The organism is Roseobacter insulae (genome assembly GCF_019375555.1).
GTDB classification, from domain to species: Bacteria; Pseudomonadota; Alphaproteobacteria; order Rhodobacterales; family Rhodobacteraceae; genus Roseobacter; species Roseobacter insulae.
Genome location: NZ_JAHXDN010000009.1, coordinates 17,152 through 36,123 on the forward strand (window position 1 = coordinate 17,152; position 18,972 = coordinate 36,123).

The 18,972-nt window shown below is 62.5% G+C and carries 19 protein-coding genes; 15 read left to right on the plus strand and 4 right to left on the minus strand.

The features are described 5' to 3' along the window. Nucleotides 1–14 precede the first annotated feature (14 nt). From KX928_RS22410 to KX928_RS22430, 5 genes are all read left to right on the plus strand, one after another. A complete protein-coding gene (locus KX928_RS22410; RefSeq protein ID WP_219507296.1) occupies nt 15–794 on the plus strand; it encodes a uracil-DNA glycosylase in 780 nt (259 codons plus the stop codon). After that, nucleotides 787–1,398 (plus strand): LysE family translocator, encoded by a 612-nt coding sequence (locus KX928_RS22415; protein ID WP_219507298.1) that lies wholly within the window; start codon nt 787–789, stop codon nt 1,396–1,398. Before KX928_RS22410 ends, KX928_RS22415 begins: the two co-directional genes overlap by 8 nt. A gap of 1 nt (nt 1,399) precedes the next feature. Continuing rightward, nucleotides 1,400–1,942 carry a molybdenum cofactor biosynthesis protein B gene (gene moaB / locus KX928_RS22420; RefSeq protein ID WP_219507300.1) on the plus strand — a complete coding sequence of 181 codons (543 nt, stop codon included), beginning with the start codon at nt 1,400–1,402 and terminating at the stop codon, nt 1,940–1,942. A 93-nt stretch (nt 1,943–2,035) separates the two neighbouring features. Further along, complete coding sequence (locus tag KX928_RS22425; protein ID WP_219507303.1) at nt 2,036–3,493, plus strand: efflux RND transporter periplasmic adaptor subunit; 1,458 nt, start codon at nt 2,036–2,038, stop codon at nt 3,491–3,493. A 5-nt stretch (nt 3,494–3,498) separates the two neighbouring features. Continuing rightward, nucleotides 3,499–6,900, plus strand: a complete 3,402-nt coding sequence (locus KX928_RS22430; protein WP_219507305.1) for an efflux RND transporter permease subunit — start codon at nt 3,499–3,501, stop codon at nt 6,898–6,900. On the opposite strand, the gene KX928_RS22435 is transcribed toward KX928_RS22430, so the two are convergent. Further along, nucleotides 6,897–7,703: a protein-disulfide reductase DsbD domain-containing protein gene (locus tag KX928_RS22435; protein WP_219507309.1), complete on the minus strand. Its 807-nt coding sequence runs from the start codon at nt 7,701–7,703 to the stop codon at nt 6,897–6,899. The genes KX928_RS22430 and KX928_RS22435 overlap by 4 nt on opposite strands. A 118-nt stretch (nt 7,704–7,821) precedes the next feature. Between KX928_RS22435 and KX928_RS22440 the strand changes: the two genes are divergently transcribed. Further along, entirely contained in the window at nt 7,822–8,406 is a 585-nt protein-coding gene (locus KX928_RS22440; RefSeq protein WP_219507312.1) for a YqgE/AlgH family protein, read from the plus strand. Nucleotides 8,407–8,434: 28 nt separating this feature from the next. On the opposite strand, the gene KX928_RS22445 is transcribed toward KX928_RS22440, so the two are convergent. Beyond that, nucleotides 8,435–9,403, minus strand: a complete 969-nt coding sequence (locus KX928_RS22445) for an L-threonylcarbamoyladenylate synthase (RefSeq protein WP_219507324.1) — start codon at nt 9,401–9,403, stop codon at nt 8,435–8,437. Nucleotides 9,404–9,533: 130 nt separating this feature from the next. Between KX928_RS22445 and KX928_RS22450 the strand changes: the two genes are divergently transcribed. The 5 genes from KX928_RS22450 (at nt 9,534) to KX928_RS22470 (ending at nt 13,679) form a co-directional block, all read left to right on the plus strand. After that, nucleotides 9,534–11,249 carry an acyl-CoA dehydrogenase gene (locus KX928_RS22450; RefSeq protein ID WP_219507326.1) on the plus strand — a complete coding sequence of 572 codons (1,716 nt, stop codon included), beginning with the start codon at nt 9,534–9,536 and terminating at the stop codon, nt 11,247–11,249. After that, a complete protein-coding gene (locus KX928_RS22455; protein WP_219507329.1) occupies nt 11,249–12,295 on the plus strand; it encodes an MBL fold metallo-hydrolase in 1,047 nt (348 codons plus the stop codon). Before KX928_RS22450 ends, KX928_RS22455 begins: the two co-directional genes overlap by 1 nt. Nucleotides 12,296–12,298: 3 nt before the next feature. Next, nucleotides 12,299–12,760, plus strand: a complete 462-nt coding sequence (locus tag KX928_RS22460) for a DUF6173 family protein (RefSeq protein WP_219507332.1) — start codon at nt 12,299–12,301, stop codon at nt 12,758–12,760. Between the two features lie 151 nt (nt 12,761–12,911). Further along, nucleotides 12,912–13,046 (plus strand): aa3-type cytochrome c oxidase subunit IV, encoded by a 135-nt coding sequence (locus KX928_RS22465; protein WP_219507336.1) that lies wholly within the window; start codon nt 12,912–12,914, stop codon nt 13,044–13,046. Between the two features lie 36 nt (nt 13,047–13,082). Then, nucleotides 13,083–13,679, plus strand: coding sequence for a hypothetical protein (locus KX928_RS22470; RefSeq protein WP_219507338.1), 597 nt, complete (start codon nt 13,083–13,085; stop codon nt 13,677–13,679). A 10-nt stretch (nt 13,680–13,689) separates the two neighbouring features. Here the strand turns inward: KX928_RS22470 and KX928_RS22475 are convergent, their stop codons facing one another. Beyond that, on the minus strand, nt 13,690–14,019 hold the full coding sequence (locus KX928_RS22475; protein WP_219507342.1) for an AzlD domain-containing protein: 330 nt from the start codon (nt 14,017–14,019) through the stop codon (nt 13,690–13,692). Continuing rightward, nucleotides 14,012–14,746 carry an AzlC family ABC transporter permease gene (locus KX928_RS22480; protein WP_219507344.1) on the minus strand — a complete coding sequence of 245 codons (735 nt, stop codon included), beginning with the start codon at nt 14,744–14,746 and terminating at the stop codon, nt 14,012–14,014. The genes KX928_RS22475 and KX928_RS22480 overlap by 8 nt, the downstream gene beginning before the upstream one ends. A 48-nt stretch (nt 14,747–14,794) precedes the next feature. Here KX928_RS22480 and fdhD point away from each other — a divergent pair, with 48 nt between their 5' ends. Genes fdhD through KX928_RS22500 form a run of 4 tightly spaced genes read left to right on the plus strand, consistent with a single transcriptional unit; the run spans nt 14,795 to nt 18,847 of the window. Continuing rightward, nucleotides 14,795–15,682: a formate dehydrogenase accessory sulfurtransferase FdhD gene (fdhD, locus tag KX928_RS22485; protein WP_219507347.1), complete on the plus strand. Its 888-nt coding sequence runs from the start codon at nt 14,795–14,797 to the stop codon at nt 15,680–15,682. Beyond that, nucleotides 15,679–16,287: a molybdenum cofactor guanylyltransferase MobA gene (gene mobA / locus KX928_RS22490; protein ID WP_219507355.1), complete on the plus strand. Its 609-nt coding sequence runs from the start codon at nt 15,679–15,681 to the stop codon at nt 16,285–16,287. Before fdhD ends, mobA begins: the two co-directional genes overlap by 4 nt. Beyond that, complete coding sequence (mobB, locus tag KX928_RS22495; protein WP_219507357.1) at nt 16,284–16,775, plus strand: molybdopterin-guanine dinucleotide biosynthesis protein B; 492 nt, start codon at nt 16,284–16,286, stop codon at nt 16,773–16,775. Before mobA ends, mobB begins: the two co-directional genes overlap by 4 nt. Nucleotides 16,776–16,795: 20 nt before the next feature. Further along, entirely contained in the window at nt 16,796–18,847 is a 2,052-nt protein-coding gene (locus tag KX928_RS22500; RefSeq protein WP_219507654.1) for a molybdopterin-binding protein, read from the plus strand. The last annotated feature ends 125 nt before the right edge of the window (nt 18,848–18,972 follow it).

Here is an 18,972-nt window from a genome sequence, read left to right on the forward strand (position 1 = left end):
CGTAAAGTGCCGCCATGGAATCAGCTCAGTATCATCAGGCGCTTGCGCTGCTGGACTGGCAGATCGAACTTGGCGCGACCGAGGCGATCTGCGACGCGCCCGTGAACTGCTATGATCTGCCCGATACGCTGGCCAAACCCAAACCGCCGGAGACGCGAAACGCACCCGCCGCGCAGACGACCCCTGCCGCACAGACTGACCCGGTTGCGGAGGCGGGCCGGCTGGCCGAAGCCGCGCAGGATCTTGATGGATTGCGCGCCGCTCTGGACGGGTTCGAGCACTGCGAGCTGAAACGGGGCGCACGCAATCTGGTGTTTTCAGACGGTTTTCCCGGAGCACCTGTGATGATCATCGGCGAAGCGCCGGGCCGGGACGAAGACCGCGAGGGCCGCCCTTTCGTCGGACGCGCCGGGCAGTTGCTGGACAAGATGCTGGCGGCCATCGACATGGGGCGCGACCGCGCAGATGCGCCCGTCTACATCACCAATGTCCTGCCATGGCGGCCCCCGCAGAACCGCGACCCTCACCCTGATGAGATTGCGATGATGCGCCCGTTTCTGGAGCGGCACATCGCGCTGGCCAATCCCCAAGCCATTGTGGTCATGGGTAATATCAGCGCGCAGGCACTGCTGGGCAAGCGCGGCATCACCCGGTTGCGAGGCACGTGGACCGAGTGTTTTGGACGGCCTGCGCTGCCGATGTTCCACCCGGCGTACCTGTTGCGGCAACCAGCGGCAAAACGGGAGGCATGGGCCGACCTGCTCAGCCTCAAGGCGCGGCTAAGCGATGGTTGATCCCATTGTCCTTGCGGCCTTCGTGCCCGCCGCGCTGGCCCTGAATTTCACGCCGGGGGCTGACATGATGTTCTGTCTGGGGCAGGGGGTCCGGTCGGGACCTCATGCAGCCTGGGCTGCCAGTGCGGGGATTTCGCTGGGCAGTATGATCCATGTGCTGATGGCGGGGGCGGGGTTGAGCGCGCTGGTTGCCTCCGTTCCCTTCGCTTTCGACGTCATCAGGTGGGTTGGTGTGGGCTACCTTCTTTGGCTTGCATTTCACGCAATGCGTGCATCCGGCAGGCCGCCGCGGGGCGATCCGGCGCCCCGAGGTCATGCGTTTCGTGCGGGCCTGTTGGTCAATCTGACAAATCCCAAGGTCATTCTTTTCGTCTTGGCCTTCGTGCCGCAATTCGTGGTGCCCGAGGCGGGTCCCGTCTGGGCGCAGTTTGCGATCTTCGGTGCAATTATCGCGGGCTGTGGGTTTATTGTGAACGGCGTCGTTGGCGTTTTCGCAGGCTCGATCGGTCCCAGACTGGCACGAGGCAGCAGGGTTCTGGATTGGTTGACCGCCGGAATTTTCGCAGCCCTTGCCGGTCGGCTGGCCCTATTGGAGAAAGCATAAAATGAGCCGCATCGACACGACGAAAGATTTTGTTCCCGTCCGCATCGCTATCCTGACGGTCTCGGACAGCCGGAGCCTGTCGGAGGATAAATCCGGCGATGTGCTGGTTGCGCGCCTGCTCGAAGCGGGTCACGAGCTGGCAGATCGCCGCCTTTTGCCGGATGAGCGAGATCAGATAGCCGACCAGCTGCGCACGTGGTGCGAGGATTCAGGGGTTGACGTTGTGATTTCCACGGGAGGTACCGGCCTGACCGGGCGTGACGTCACGGTCGAGGCGCATCGCGATGTGTACGAAAAGGAAATCGACGCCTTTGGCACTGTCTTCACCATGGTTTCCATGCAGAAAATCGGCACCAGCGCGGTGCAGAGCCGCGCAACCGGCGGCGTGGCCAATGGCACGTATCTGTTTGCGCTGCCGGGCAGTCCCGGTGCCTGCAAGGATGCGTGGGACGACATCCTGGCGCGGCAACTTGATTACCGGCACAGACCCTGCAATTTCGTCGAGATACTGCCGCGTTTGGATGAACATCAGCGACGGAAATAGCTTCGGGATGCGTAACACCCTTGTGGGTTGGTATTTTTTCCCGCCAGGCTAGGATATAGTCACCGGGTAACAAGCCTTTAGGATAAATGTGTAATGCGGTTCTTGCGGCAAAGCATGATCGGATTGTTTCTGGCAGCAGTCACGCTCGGCCTGCTGGTCTATGCCGGGCAACTGGTGGGCGTGGCGGTTCAGGACCGGCTGAACGCCGAAGCGGTTGTGCCGCCAGCCAGAGAGCGGGTGTTCGCGGTCAATGTCCGCATGGCCGAAGAACAGACGATCACGCCGCTGCTGGAGGTTTTTGGCGAGGTCGCATCGCGGCGGACGCTGGAACTGCGCGCAGCTGTCGGCGGGCGCGTGGTCGAGCTTGCCCCCAATTTCGAAGATGGCGGTGCAGTGCGCCGCGGTGATGTTCTTGTGCGCATCGATCCAGCGGATATGCAGTCTGCGCTGGACCGGCTGACGGCCGATCTGGCCGATGCAGAAGCCGAGGTTCGCGACGCCGCCAGAGCGCGTGATCTGGCCCGGGACGAAGAGGCGGCGGCCGAAGATCAGGTCGCCTTGCGCCAAAAAGCCTACCGGCGACAGGTGGATCTGGCTGCGCGCGGGGTGGGCACCGCTGCCGCAGTCGAGGTCTCCGAACTGGAAACCGCGGCAGCCCGCGCCACCGTTCTGGCGCGCAGGCAGGCCGTCACGCAGGCAGAGGCGCGTATTGATCAGGCCGCAACCCGCCTGTCCAGAGCACAGATCGCGCTGGCCGAGGCCCAACGCAATCTTGAGGATGCGACATTGGAAGCCCCGTTCGATGGCACGCTGAGCGAAACCGCGGTGGTCGAAGGGCGGTTGGTATCGGCGAACGAGCGTCTGGCGGATTTGATCGACCCCCATGATCTGGAAGTATCGTTCCGCCTGTCCACAGCGCAATATGCGCGATTGCTTGATGCGGGCGGCGACCTGATAAAGGCTCCGGTCACGGCGACGCTGGATGTCACGGGTGTTGATCTGGCGGCGACGGGAACGCTTAGCCGGGTCAGTGCTGCTGCGGGTGAAGGCCAGACCGGCCGCCTGGTTTTTGCCCGCCTGACGGACGCGCCGGGGTTTCGGCCCGGTGATTTCGTGACCGTGCAGGTGCGTGAACCGCCGCTGGAAAATGTGGTGCAACTGCCGGCCTCCTCTCTGGATGCCCAGGGCGAGGTTCTGCTGCTCACCGGCGACGACCGGCTGGAGGCACTCGATGTCACGCTGTTGCGGCGCCAGGGGGATGATGTTCTGGTGCGCGGCGACGGATTGGCGGGGCGGGAGGTTGTCACCACCAGAACCCCGCTGCTGGGTCCGGGCATCGCGGTGCGTCCGCTGCGGACCGAGCCGCAAAGCCGGGCGACGATCCCCGATATGCTTGAATTGAGCGAAGAACGCCGCGCGCGGCTGGTGGCCTTCGTGCAAAACAACGACCGGATGCCGGAAGACGCCAAGGAAAAGGTTCTGGCACAATTGGCCGAACGCGAAGTGCCGGCCAAAATGGTGGCACGCATCGAAAGCCGGATGGGAGGATAGCGGCAATGGCGCGGCGAATTCCCGGTGCGGCTGGCGGCGTTCTGTCCTATTTCACGCGCCATCGTACCATCGCCAATCTGCTGTTCGTGCTGCTGGTGATCGCCGGGGTCGCGGCGATCCCGAATATGCGGACCCAGTTTTTTCCCGATGTGATCCTCGATAGGGTGACCGTGACGACGGAATGGGACGAGGCCGGGCCGGAAGATGTTGACCGCGCCATCGTTCAGGTGCTGGAACCGGCCTTGCTGGTTGTGGAGGGTGTTGAAAGCTCTGCCTCCAATGCGCGCGAGGGCCGGGCCGTCATCACCCTGAATTTTGAGCCCAACTGGGACATGGCGCGTGCCGCCGATGATGTTCAGGACGCGGTCGACGCGATCACCGAATTGCCCGAAGGGGCGGACGAGCCGCGTGTGCGCCGGTCCGTATGGCGGGACCGGGTGACCGATGTGGTGATCACCGGCCCGGTGACGCCACAGCAATTGGCCCTGTTTGCCGATGAGTTCGTGACACGGCTGTTTGCGGCTGGCGTCACACGCACCAGAATTCGCGGTGTCGCAGCCCCCCGCACAGTGGTCGAGGTCTCATCCGCCCGGCTGATCGCCAATGATGTCAGCATGGCGGAGATCGCCGCTGCCATCGCCGCCGAAGCCGATACCGACCCCGCAGGGGATGTAACCGGGGCAAACGCAAGGGTGCGCACGGGCACGGAGAAACGCGAGCCCGATCAGATAGCCGGTATCGTCCTGCGGTCCGAACCCAATGGCGCGAAGCTGACCATTGGCGATCTGGCGGTCGTGACGCGGGAAGGGGCGGATCGCAACCGCAGTTACCTCGTGGGCGAAAACCCGGCGATTTCAATACGTGTCGACCGGTCTGTCAAAGGTGATGCAATCGGCATTCAGGAAACGGTTGAAGAGGTTGCCGCCGAGCTTCAGGCGACCCTGCCGGAAGGCGTTTCCGTCGAACTGATCCGAACGCGCGCGGCCGCGATCACCGGGCGGCTGGACATATTGATCGACAACGGCCTGATCGGCCTGGGGCTGGTTCTGAGTCTGCTCTTCCTGTTCCTGAATGCCCGGACGGCTTTCTGGGTGGCTGCTGGTATTCCTGCTGCGATGATGGGGGCGATTGCGTTGATGTACGCCGCCGGTCTCACCATCAACATGATATCCCTCTTCGGTCTCATCATCACCTTAGGCATCGTCGTGGATGATGCCATCGTGGTGGGCGAACACGCCGATCACCGGGCGCGCAGGTTCAATGAAACGCCCTACGTCGCGGCCGAAAATGCCGCGCGCCGCATGGCGATGCCGGTTTTCGCCGCCACCCTGACAACGGTGATCGCCTTTTTTGGCCTTGTGGCCATCGGCGGACGATTTGGATTGCTGATCCGGGATATTCCCCTGACCGTGATCGCCGTGCTGATCGCGTCACTCATTGAGTGTTTTCTCATTCTGCCCAATCACATGGCCCATGCGCTGGCCGCGCAGGCGAAGGAGCGGTGGTACGACTGGCCGAGCCGCCAGGTCAACCGGGGCTTCCGCTGGGTGCGTGAAAACCTGTTTCGGCCTCTCATGGCCGGTGTCATCACCGCCCGCTACGTCGTGCTGGCGGGCGTTGTCGTAATCCTGGCCAGTCAGATCGCCATCTTCGTGCGGGGCGACGTGCAATGGCGATTCTTCAATGCCCCGGAACGCGGCTCGGTCACGGGCAACTTTGCCATGGCTGAAGGTGCGTCGCGACAGGACACCCTGGAAATGACGCGTGAACTGCAACGCGCCACAGAAGCGCTCGCGGCGGAGTACGAGGCACGTTTCGGCACCAACCCGGTGGAATATGTTCTGTCGGAGATTGGCGGAAATGCCGGGCGCGGTCTGGACGGGGCGGACACCAAGGACAAGGATCTGCTCGGCGCCATCTCGATTGAACTGATCGACGCGGACCTGCGTCCCTATTCCAGTTTCGCCTTTGTCGGCGACCTGCGCGACAGTGTCGTCAACCATCCTCTGGCCGAGACGGTCTCTTTTCGCGGGTGGCGCTCAGGCCCGGGGGGCGATGCTTTGAGTGTTCAGCTTTACGGCGGTGATACCGACACCCTGAAGGCCGCGAGCATGGATTTGCAGGACGCGCTGCTGCTTTATCCCGAAGTATCCGCCGTGCAGGACAATCTGGCGTATGACAAGGAAGAGCTGATCCTGGATCTGACTGCGCAAGGTCAGGCTCTGGGGTTCACGATAGGTGAGCTGGGGCGTGTTTTAAGAAACCGGCTTGGTGGGATTGAGGCCGCGACGTACCCCGATGGCCCCCGCAGTGCGACAATCGACGTGGTCCTGCCCGAGGGCGAACTCACGGCTGATTTCCTGGACCGCACGCAGATGCGCACGCCGGAAGGAAACTACGTGCCGCTGGCCGATATCGTGAGCGTCAAGCGGCGCATCGGTTTCAGTACGGTGCGTCGTGAAAACGGCATCAGGACCATCACGGTCTCGGGCGACATTTCGGAAGACAATCCGGCGCGTGCAGCGGAGATTCAAAAGACGCTGGAAGAGGAGATATTGCCCCGCATCGCCAGTGAACGACAGGTGGAGTGGCGTTTGTCCGGCCTGTCGGAACAGGAGAGCACATTTCTGAATGACGCGATGACAGGCCTTGTTCTGTGTCTGACCGGTATTTACCTTGTGCTGGCATGGGTGTTCGGCAGTTGGACGCGCCCCATGGTGGTTATGGCGATCATTCCCTTTGGTCTGGTCGGCACCATCTACGGCCACGTGCTGTGGGACGTGCCGCTGAGCATGTTCACGGTGGTTGGATTGCTGGGCATGACCGGCATCATCATCAACGATTCCATCGTTCTGATCACCACAATCGACGAATACGCCGAAGAGCGCGGCCTGATCCCCTCCATCATCGATGGCACGTCCGACAGGTTGCGGCCTGTCATGCTGACCACGATGACGACCGTTCTGGGCATGGCGCCGCTTTTGTACGAAAGCAGCCGTCAGGCGCAGTTTCTGAAACCCACGGTGATCACGCTGGTCTACGGGCTTGCCTTTGGTATGATTCTGGTCCTCCTGGTGGTGCCGGCCCTAGTTGCCGCCCAGCATGATATCGCGCGCCAGATGGCGGCAATGCGCCGTGGCCTCAAAGCGCCGGTGCCCGGTGTCAGATGGGGCTTTGCCGGCCTGTGGGTGCTGATCCTCTCTTGGGGGCTGTTCACACTCGGGTGGGCGATATGGTTTGGCACTTTGCCGGACGCCCTTGCGACGATTTTCCCGATGGTGTCACAGGTGACCCCCACGCTGGCCGCCCTGATGTTGTTTATCGCCGGTGCAGGTGCCGTGGCTGCCATCGCGTATGCCATGGCCGCCAGTGCGCTTTACCTGCGCCGACGGAAAACGCTTGTTTAACCTGGTGTGCATCCCCGGATGTCAATCGCGTGGTTCTGTCCCAGCACGGTCAGCCGGATGGCCGAGCGGTCAAGCGCGATGGGGCCGCCATTGATGTGGACCATTTCGGACGTGGCGATCACCTCTTGCCCGGCGCGATGTGTCTGTGCTTCGCTCACCCAGATCTCGCCCGCGCCGGGTTCGATGATCATCACCTCGTTGCCCCCTGCCGAGGGCGCGGTCACCCGCGCCTCGATCCGCAGGCCGTCCTCGGTGGGTTCAACACGGCAGGTTGCCGCCGTCACGCCCGCCTCGCGGGCAGAATAGGGGCGCTGCGCCAGTGAGGCCGCAATTGCGGGGGTCGGCTTGGCGCTGCCGTCACCCAATAGCTCATCAAAGCTGACGCGATGCGGCACGCAGATGTCTGCGCAGATGCCGATATCCAGTACAAGTCTGAGGCGCACCGGCTGATCCGGGGTCTTTGGGGCCAGTGTCAGTGGAATGACAAGCTCGTTCGCATATCCGATGGATCGCATGCCGTTTTGATCAAAGATGGAGGGCGTCGGCCAGGATATGGCGACAGAATGGAGGTTTCTGGAACCGGACCAGTCGAACCTTGGCGGGATACCGGCGTCGCCGGGCGCGCGCCAGTACGTCTTCCAGCCCGGTTCCAGCGTGAGCCGCACCGCGGCGACACGCGATCCGTCGGCCTGAACCCAGCCCGGCAACAGCTCGGCGGTTACCGGCACGTCAAAGGCGTCCCGTGCCAGACCCGGCAGGGAGAAGATGAGAACGAAGGCGATAGCAAGAACAGCACGTATCATACCCTTTGATATGAGTGAGTGCAGGTGAAATGCCAAGTCACGATCAGGTCAGCCATGTTTCGCTAGAACAGTCGTCATGCCCCTTGCGCCGGAAGTTGCACCACGCCATTCTAAGGCTATGACACCTGCATCTTCCGATACCGGAACCTATGATTTGAATGGCAAATTGCTGGTGGCAATGCCGTCGATGGGTGATGCGCGGTTCGAACGCGCGGTCATTCTGCTGTGTGCATATTCCGACAAGGGCGCAATGGGTCTGATCCTGAACAAGCCGAGCGTTGATGTGCGCATGAGCGACGTTTTGGATCAGCTGGAAATCCAGCCATCCGAAAGTGCAGCCGCGATGCCGGTGCATTTCGGCGGACCGGTTGAGACCGGTCGCGGGTTCGTCCTGCATTCCAGCGACTACGAATCCAGCCTGCACACGCTGTCGGTGCCCGGCGGGTTCGGTATGACGGCGACATTGGACATTCTCGAAGAAATAGCCTGTGACAAGGGGCCTGATTGTGCACTGATGATGCTGGGCTACGCGGGCTGGGGGCCCGGACAACTTGAAAACGAGATCGTCAAGAACGGGTGGCTGACGACGGATGCAAATCCCAAGCTGGTGTTTTCCACACCCGCAAAATCCAAATGGTCCGAAGCCGTCCGCAGTCTGGGCATCGACCCGTTGGGCCTGTCCCCCACGGCCGGGCACGCCTGAGCGGAAGCAATAGCGCGTAATGCGCTCCTTACGACGTCGCCGAACTGCCGCGGGGGGCCGCGGCGCGAGCCAGCCTGTCATTGATCGCGCGGCCCAGTCCCGTTGTGGGAATGGGGGCAACTGCAATGGGCAGGCCTTTGGCATCCAGCACATGAAGGCAGCCGAAAAGCCGCGCCGCCGCCTCATGCAGATCTGCGGTGGCGGACAGGTTAAGATCACATGCCATCGCGCCAAAACCCAGAAAGGACTCTCCGGGAAGCGCGGTTTCGGCATTCATGCGCAACGCCGCCCTGGGCGCATAGTGGGAGGCCAGCTGACCCGGTGCCGTGACGGTATCCGGATCACCGGTGGGTGTCGCTGCTGTTGCAAGACGCGTGCCAAGGGCCGCTTCGATGGCTTCGACGGGCAGCCCCCCGGCCCTGAGCAGGGTGGGGGTGTCCGCCAAACCGATGATCGTGCTTTCAAGTCCGACTGAACAGGGCCCGTCGTCCAGCACCGCGGCAACCTGCGCGCCCAAACCGTCGATGACATGGCGGGCGATTGTCGGGCTGATCCGGCCCGACGGGTTTGCTGAGGGCGCGGCCACGGGCCCTCCGAAAGCTTCCAGCAACGCCTGTGCCGAGGCGTGCGCCGGAACCCGCAGGGCGACGGTCGCCAGTCCCGCCGTGACCAGTGACGAAAGACCATGACCGGTTCGCAGGGGCAGGACCAACGTCATCGGGCCGGGCCAGAAAGCCTGCGCCAGACGGTCCGCAGTGTCCGACCAGATGACATAGCGCTGCGCCATGTCGACAGAGGGCACATGCACGATCAGCGGGTTGAAACTGGGGCGGCCCTTGGCTGTATAAATCGCGGCGACAGCTTGACCATTGCAGGCGTCGGCACCAAGCCCGTATACAGTTTCGGTAGGAAAGGCGACGAGCCGACCCTCGGCCAGCAGCGCGGCGGCTTTCGCAATGCCCACGGTGTCGGGGGACAGGATCAATGGGGCAGTCAACGCATCGCACTCCGTGACGCCGCGTTTCGATTGCCGGGCGCGGCGATGCGGCTCATGAATAAGAAGGTAGACCCTTATAGGGTGCTGCCGGTATTGCCAAGGCGACGACCGCCTCGTTGGAGACCAAACGATGACCTATCACGCGCCCGTAGATGATTTTGCCTTCCTGTTTGACCATGTTGTCGATTTTGCCCAATTGCGTGGGACATCGCGGTTTGAAGACGCCACCGACGATGTCACACGCGCGATCCTGACGGAGGCGGGCAAGCTTTGCGACGAGGTGATGGCACCCTTACAACGCCCCGGCGATCTGCATCCCGCCCATCTGGAAAACGGCGTTGTGCGTACCTCACCCGGGTATGATGCGGGTTTCAAGGCGATTGCGGAAGGCGGCTGGATCGGCATGTCTGCCGATCCCGAGTACGGTGGCATGGGGCTGCCCATGACGCTGACATCGGCTGTCAACGAGATGATGAGCGGTGCGTGCCTGTCGCTGCAACTGGCGCCGCTGATGAGCCAGGGGCAGATCGAAGCACTGGAACATCACGCCAGCGATACCATCAAGGCGTTGTACCTGCCCAAGCTGATCTCGGGCGATTGGACCGGCACGATGAACCTGACCGAGCCGCAGGCCGGATCGGACGTGGGGGCATTGTCGTCGAAAGCCGAGGATAATGGCGACGGTACCTATGCCGTGTCCGGTCAGAAGATCTACATCAGCTGGGGGGATCATGACCTGGCCGAGAACGTGTGCCACCTCGTTCTGGCGCGCCTTCCCGGAGCGCCCGCCGGGACAAAGGGCATCAGCCTGTTCCTGGTGCCGAAGTTCCTGCCAAACGCGGATGGAACGCTTGGCGCGGCCAACGGGGTGAAAGTGGTCAGCCTGGAACACAAGATGGGCCTGCACGGGTCTCCGACCGCGGTGATGCAATACGACAGGGCGACCGGCTGGCTGGTTGGGGCCGAGCAAGGCGGCATGGCGGCAATGTTCACGATGATGAACAACGCGCGCCTTGGGGTCGGCGGGCAGGGGATCGGCGTTGCCGAAGCCGCCTATCAGCATGCGTTGGCATATGCGCAGGACCGCAAACAGGGGCGCACGGCACTGCAGAACGGCACCGGCACAATTCTGGATCATGCAGATGTACGGCGGATGCTGATGACGATGAAGGCGGATACATTCGCGGCGCGCGCCATCGCCCTGAGCTGCGCGATGGCCATCGACATGGCGCGGGCGAGCGGCAATGACGAGTGGCGCGCAAGGGCCGCTTTCCTGACCCCGATCGCCAAGGCTTTCGGCACCGACACCGGCATCGCAACGGCGGAGATGGGCATCCAGGTTCACGGCGGGATGGGGTTCATCGAAGAAACCGGTGCTGCGCAATTCAGCAGGGATGTCCGTGTTACCGCGATCTACGAAGGCACCAACGGTATTCAGGCGATGGACCTTGTGGCGCGTAAAATGATGGATGGCGGCGAGGCCGCCGCGCGTCTGCTGGATGAAATCGAGACACTCGCGGAATCGGCGCGGGGCACTCTGCCCGATCTGGCGGAACCCGTTTGGCAAGCCTCCGAAAGCCTGCGCGAAGTCACCGAATGGCTGACCGCGCAACCCGATATGAACGATCGTTTTTCAGGAGCGGTGCCCTACCTGCGTGCCTTTGCGCGCGTATTGGGCGGATACATGCATCTCAAGGCAGCCTTGTCGGATCAAGACGGGGCGCGAGAGAAGCTTGCACGGTTTTACATAAAGAGGCTGCTGCCGGAGCATGTCGGGCTCTTGGCGCATGCACAGGCCGGGGCCGAAGACCTGTTTGCCCTGAGCGCCGGGGAAATGGTTTCCTGATGAAGGATCAACCGCCAGAGGGCCTGCGATATCCCTGGGAAGATCCTCCGCGGGAAGGGCAGGGCATCGAAGTCGCCCCCGGCGTGTGGTGGTTCCGGTTGCCGCTGCCGATGAAGCTGGATCACGTCAATGTCTACGCGCTGGACGATGGCGACAGCTGGACGGTCGTGGATACCGGTTTCGCCTCCAAACGCAGCAGGGCGATCTGGGAAAAGCTGATTGCCGGACCCTTGGAGGGCAAGCCCATTGGCCGGGTCGTTGTGACCCACCACCATCCCGACCACATCGGTTTGGCCGGCTGGTTGCAGACAGAGCATGACGCGGAATTGGTGACCACGCGGACCGCGTGGCTGACCGCGCGCATGCTGACACTGGACGAGCAGGAGGTTCCGCCCGCGGAAAGTCTCGCCTTCTATCGCAGCGCTGGCATGGATGCCGCCGTTTACGACAAGCGGGCGCAGGAACGCCCCTTCAACTTTGCCGACATCGTGGCACCGATGCCGCTTGGCTACACCAGAGTAAAACAGGGTGACAGCATCACCATGGGCGGTCGGATGTGGGATATCCATATCGGCAACGGGCATGCCCCGGAACACGCGACATTCTGGAGCCGCGATGACAATCTGGTGCTCGCGGGGGATCAGATACTGCCATCGATCAGCCCGAACATCGGTGTCTATCCGACCGAACCCATGGCCGACCCGATCGCCGACTGGCTCGAAGCCTGCGAGCGTCTGGCGACGCTGGCTCGCCCGGATCACCTCGTTCTGGGGGGGCACAAGCTGCCTTTTACCGGGCTGCCCACGCGCATGCGCCAATTGATCGACAATCACCACGGCGCCCTGCAACGCTTGCTCGACTACATCGACGCGCCAAAAGCCGCCTCGGAATGCTTTGCCCCGCTCTTCAAGCGCAAGATTGGTGAGGCGGAATACGGGCTGGCGCTGGTGGAGGCTGTCGCACATTTGAGCCACCTGTACCAAGAGGGCCTTGCCACCCGCGAGAGACGCGCGGATGATGCCTGGGTGTATCAGCGCAAAGGATGAGCCATGGGCGACAAGATCGAGACGGCGGCAGAAGCAGCGGAGGCGCAGGCCCTGCCGCGCCGGCATGAAGTGCACTGCGATCCCGAAACGCCTGCGCCCGAAACGCCTGACGTCCCCAGGGCGATTGCCTCGCAACCGACAACGCAAAAATCGCCTGCGCAATGGGCGTATGAGCGGATCATCATCTACCTGAAGAATTTCGAAGAGCAGCTCGACAACGCGCATGAAGTGGCCATGGGGTTCACCGGCGGTGATGCTGGTGTTCTGAGGATCGAGGGCATGGGGTATTTTGACCCCGATATCGTCACGTTTTACGGCAGCGATGGAGCCGGTGGCAAAACTCAGCTCATCCAGCATGTCAGCCAGCTGAATGTCATGTTGCGCGCGTTGCCAAAACCCTCAGAGACGGCGGAAGCGCGGCGCATTGGTTTCCGGCTGGCGCAGGACATTGAAGAGAACGCCTGACCCTATAGGGTACCGGGCAGCATCGATGAGGCCCCGGTGCCTCACAACCGGCAAGGGAGCTGCAATTCGACACAGGCGTCACGCTGGCGGGTGACATGGCCGGAAGAATCCATTACGGCTGTGAACAAACGGAAACAGAAGGGCTGCGACAATGGCAGATCACAAACACGGTGAAATGGAAATCACCACTCAGGAAAAAACCTTTGACGGGTTCATGCGGTTCACGACCAAAAGCGTCATCGTGATCCTGTTGCTTCTTGTTGGCATGGCGATCTTTATTACCTGATCAGGTCAGATCAGACCGGACATGCGGGAGTACAGGATGCGCATATTAATAGTTCTCGCCGCTGTGACCCTGCTGACGGGCTGCGCCATCTCGTCACCGTTCGAGGCGTCCCCCGAGGAAATCGCGGCGAAGGTCTATGTGCCTGAGGGGCCTCCCAAGCTGACAATTTTCACAATGGTGAACAACAGCTCCGGCAGCGGCGGGCACACGTCGTTGATGGTCAGCGGATCTCAGCAGGTGATTTTTGACCCGGCCGGGTCTTTCGTACATGCGCAGGTCGCCGAACGGGGCGATGTTCTTTACGGCATGTCCCCCGCATGGGTACAGGCATATAAGAGCGCGCATGCACGCAGCACGCACCACGTCGTTACTCAGGAAATCGAGGTGACCCCGGCGCAGGCCGAGCGCGCGTTGCAGCTGGTGCAGGCCAGTGGTGCCATTCCCGGGGCGTTCTGCACGAATGCGACGTCAGATATTCTCAGGAAGATTCCGGGGTTCGAAGACATATCGGTAACGTTTTTTCCCATCAACCTGATGAACCAGATCGCGCAGCGGCCGGGTGTGAAAACCGACAAGTACTACGAAAACGACGAAGGCGACGTGCGCGACGGCATCGAAGCGGCACAGAGCTGACCGGCTTTGGTCACGCCCCGAGAAGAAAGAGCATGCCAAACAGCGTCGCAGCACCCGAGAAAATCGCCGCAAGCACGTTTTTTGTCGCCAATCCAACGCACAGCGTGACAACTGCCGCCGTCATCCGGGGCAGGTCGGCCTCACCGCCAGTTGCGGCGGGCCAGACGACAAGCGGGGCCACCATCGCCGGCAGCATCGCGACGGCCGTGTAGCGCAGATGCCGCAGCAGCCATGAGGGCATCGGACGGTCGCCGACGATCCCGAGAAAGGCAAAGCGCAGAAAGTAACTGCCAATGCCGAGGCCGATGATAACGACCCACAGCGTGCCCTGATCAATCATGTTGCAGCCTCCTGCGCTGGAAAAAGACTTCTGCCTGCGCTCCGGCCATCATGCCGCAGGTGCCAGCGATGATCAGACCAAGTGAGTAGGGCACGCCTGCCGTCAACAGGCTCACGATGATGGCGACGCAAGCGGCGATCACATGGGCTGCCGTGCGCAGCATTGGCGCGACCATCGCCAGAAAGGCGATCGGCAGGGCGAAATCCAGGGCCCAGCTGTCCGGTACCTGCGTGCCGACCGCAGCACCCAGCAATGTGCAGATGTACCACATCGGAACAATCGGGCTTAACACGCCGGAAAAATACGCCATGCGCTGAGGGACGGTCATTTGCGGCTCTTTTTCGAACTGCGCGACAGAGCATGCATAGGACTGGTCCACGGTGAAATAGGCGGCAATCGCGCGCTGCCACAGCGGGGCCGCACCGATCCATGGTGTGAGCGATGCGGAATACATCGCAACACGCAGGTTTACCGCCAGGGCAGAGGCCAGCACGATTAATGTGGGTGCGTTTTCCTGCATCAACTGAAGCGCGGTAAACTGTGCTGCCCCCGCAAAGACCACTGCCGAAAAAACAAGTGTTTCCAGAATATTGAGGCCGGCCTCGGTGGCCAGTACTCCAAAGAGCGTCGCAAAGGGGGCGACGACCAGCAGGAACGGTGCACCGTCGGCTGCGCCTTTCCAGTAGGCTGACGCTCTTGTGCGCGATTTCGGTGTGGTGGAGGGCATGAGATGTTTCTAATGTTGTGGCCAAGAGGTAGCGTAGCCGCGAGGGGGATGCAATTGGCCAAGATCGATGACACCAGCGATTACCTGATCGCACCGGACCCGACGGCTGCCCGCCTGACGCGCCGTGTCGATGGCATCGATCAGGAGGGCAATCTGGTCACCACGAATGTGGTCGAGGAACGCCCCCTGACGATATTTCTGAACGGACAGGAGATCGTAACGGCGATGACGATCGGGGATTACCCCGACTACCTTGCGCTTGGGTTCCTGCGCAATCAGGGCATGCTGCGCGCGGAAGATGACATCACGGGTGTGGATTTTGACGAAGAGTTGGAAACCGTGGTGGTGCGCACTGCGCGCAAGACAGACTATGAAGAGAAGATGCGCAAGAAAACGCGGACCAGCGGCTGCGCCGTGGGCACCGTCTTCGGGGATATGATGGCCGGTCTGGAGGGGGTCCGCCTGCCGCCGACACCGGTGAAGACGTCCTGGCTCTATGCGCTGAGCGCGCGAATAAACCGTACGCCATCGCTGTATCTTGAGGCCGGTGCGATACATGGCACGGTCTTATGCTGCCAGGATAAGCCTCTGGTTTATATGGAGGACGTCGGGCGTCATAATGCGGTGGACAAAATCGCAGGTTGGATGCTGGCGCAGAACGTGCCTGCGGAGGACAAGATCCTGTATACAACGGGGCGGCTGACCTCGGAGATGGTCATCAAAACCGCGATGATGGGCATTCCGGTGCTGGCATCGCGGTCCGGTTTTACCGCCTGGGGCGTAGAGATCGCGCGGGAAGTCGGGTTGACCCTGATCGGGCGGATGAAGGGCAAACGGTTCACGTGCCTGTCCGGCGAAGACCGCCTGACCCGGGACGCTGACCTGCGCGACGTCGCGGATGAGCCACGCCACGCCGGACGCAAGGGGGCGGTATGAAGCAACCTCTGGGCGTGATCCTCGCGGGTGGACTGGCCACGCGCATGGGCGGTGGCGACAAGGGATTGTTGCAACTGGGCGGACAATGCCTGCTGGCACGCGTGATTGATCGCCTTGCCCCGCAGGTGGCGGGGCTTGCGCTGAATGCCAACGGCGATCCGTCGCGGTTTGACGCCTTTGGAGTGCCCGTCCTGGCCGACAGCATCGGTGGTTTCGCGGGGCCTCTTGCCGGAGTTCTGGCCGGGATGGACTGGGCCGCGGGGCAGGGCGCGGAAACGATTGTCACGGCGGCGGCCGACACGCCGTTCTTTCCCGCCGATCTGGTGCCGCAACTGCTGCTGGCCAGCGAAGGGATGGCGCAGCCGCTTGTCCTTGCCGCCACACCGGACCCGACGCGCAAGCAGGTGAGACATCCGACATTCGGCCTGTGGCCCGTTTCCCTGCGGGAGGACCTGCGCGCCGCCCTTGAAGACGGCCTGCGCAAAGTCGTGCTGTGGACGGATGAACACCAGGGGCGCGAAGCGCTCTTTCCGGTGAGCGGAATTGACCCGTTTTTCAACGTCAACACGCCGGAAGATCTGGCCAGAGCTGAGGCGATGTTATGAAGGTTTATGGCGTCGTAGGATGGAAAAACGCCGGGAAAACCGGGCTCATGGAACGGTTGGTGGCAGACATCTGCGGTCGCGGTTTTTCCGTTTCCACGGTCAAACACGCCCATCATGTGTTCGATGTGGACCACCCCGGAAAAGACAGCTACCGCCACCGGCAGGCGGGCGCGTCGGAGGTGCTTCTGGCATCGCGGAACCGGTTTGCCCTGATGCATGAATTGCGCGGCGCGCCGGAACCGTCTTTGGACGTTCTGCTGGGCAAGCTCGCTCCTGTCGATCTGGTCCTGATCGAAGGTTACAAGCGTGACACGCACCGCAAGATCGAAGCGCATAGGGCCGAAACCGGCGCGCCCCTGATCGCCCGGGACGACAGTACCGTGCGCGCAATCGCCAGCGACACCGGTGTGGAGATTGATCGCCCGGTGTTCGATCTGGACGACACGGCAGCGATTGCGGATTTCATTCTGGCCGAGGTCGGGCTGTGACTGAATTCGACACCTTCGTGATGGTGGATTGGTCGGGTGGAAACGACACCGGAAAATCGCCCCGGCAAGACGCGATCTGGGCCTGTGTCGCCCGTCTGGGACGCGCCGAAGATCCCTTCTACCTGCGCAACCGCAGGGCGGCAGAACACTGGCTTGCGCAGCTGTTCGCCGCGGAAACCCAAGCCGGTCGTCGCGTGTTGGCCGGGTTTGATTTCCCCTTTGGCTACCCTGCCGGATTTGCCCAAGCGCTTACCGGCCACCAAGATCCCTTCGCACTCTGGGACTGGCTGGAAGAGAGAATTGAAGACAGTCCGACAGGTAACAACCGCTTCGATGTCGCAGCCGACGTCAATCAAAGGTTTGGTGGGCACGGACCCTTCTGGTTCAACGGCCTGAAGCGGGAGATCGCCGGGCTGCCGCGCCGCAAGGCAACTTATGAGAACCCGTTCGAGGAAAAGCGCCGGGCCGAACATCTGGCCAGGGGCGCTTTCTCCTGCTGGCAATTGGGGGGCACGGGGGCCGTGGGGTCGCAGGTTCTGATGGGATTGCCGGTCCTGTCGCGGCTCCGGCGCAAGTTCGATGCGGCGGTCTGGCCATTCGACACCTTGGACAAGGCCATTGCATTCGTCGAGATCTGGCCATCGCTGACCCTTGGACCGGCGCCGCCGGATCAGATCAAGGATGCCTGGCAGGTGCGCGAGGTTGCGCGAACGATCTCCTCTTTGATGCCACGGCAACTGGAAACGCTTCTGGATGTCGCCGCACCGGAGGAAGGCTGGATTTTCGGGGTGGGGTTCGAGGATGTCTTGCGGCAGGCAGCAAGGCAGCCGCCGCACCTGACCAACGACTGTTTCGCCTTGCCGCCGGGCGTGCACTGGACGCCGGTTCAGGACGCGCTGGAGGCTTTGAAAGAGCGGCTCACCCCTGTTGTCGGCATCGAAAACCGTTCGGTCACCGAGGCAACCGGGCGTGTGCTGGCGGCGGATGCGGTGGCCCGGCGCGCAAATCCGCCTTTGCCGAACACCGCCGTTGACGGGTACGGCTTTGCCGGCGGCAGGGACGCGGGCGTGCACCACCTGCCACTGGCAGCGGAGCGTGCCGCGGCGGGCGACGCGCCGGGCCGTCTGCCGGATGGTCACGCCATGCGCATACTGACGGGGGCCGCCTTGCCCGCCGGGGTCGACACGGTGGTTCTGCAGGAGGATGTGACTGTCTCAGACGGACAGATTGCATTCCGCGGTCCCGTCAGACCGGGGGCCAATACCCGTCAGGCGGGCGAGGACATGCAGGAAGGCGCCGTAGCCGTGGCGCAGGGGGTGCGTGTAGGTCCTGCCGAGGCGGCACTTCTCGCGGCCGTCGGGGCCCGCGATGTGGCGGTTTACAAACCGTTGCGGGTCGCCATTCTGTCAACGGGCGCCGAGTTGGTCGAGGCTGGTGATCATGCGGCACCCGGGCAGATTTACGACGCCAACCGGCCCATGCTGCTTGAGATGGTCCGGCAATTCGGCCATCATCCCGTGGATATGGGGCGCGTTCTTGACGATCGCGGAGCGTTACGCGACCGGCTGGATCAGGCAGCCGCGCAAGCCGATGTCATTCTCACCAGCGGTGGCGCCTCGGCAGGTGACGAAGATCACGTCTCCGCCGTGTTGCGGGAGGCGGGCGCATTGACCCTGTGGCGCATCGCCGTCAAGCCGGGCCGCCCGTTGGCCCTGGGCTTTTGGTCAGGCGTGCCGGTCTTTGGTCTACCGGGGAACCCGGTCGCGGCAATGGTCTGTGCCCTGATCTTCGCACGTCCGGCGATGGCGCGGCTGGCGGGGCAAGACTGGCTGGAACCGCAAGGCTTTGGCGTGCCCGCGGCCTTTTCAAAGAACAAGAAAGCCGGGCGCAGCGAATTCCTGCGCGCACGTATGAAGGACGGTCGGGTCGAGGTGTTTCCCTCTGAAGGATCGGGGCGTATCTCGGGGCTGAGCTGGGCAGAAGGGCTGGTCGAACTGCCTCCTGAAGCCGCCCAGATCGTCCCCGGGAGCCTCGTGCGCTACATCCCCTTTGGCAGCTTCGGGTTACGCTGACACTCCTGAGCGGGCAGGCGGGTTGAATGCTCGGTGCGCCACGATCAATGGATTTGCCGCTTCTGCCTAGCGCATTCGGGATCTGAAAATGGCGTGATCTGAGAGTACCGCCTGTGTCGTCCTTG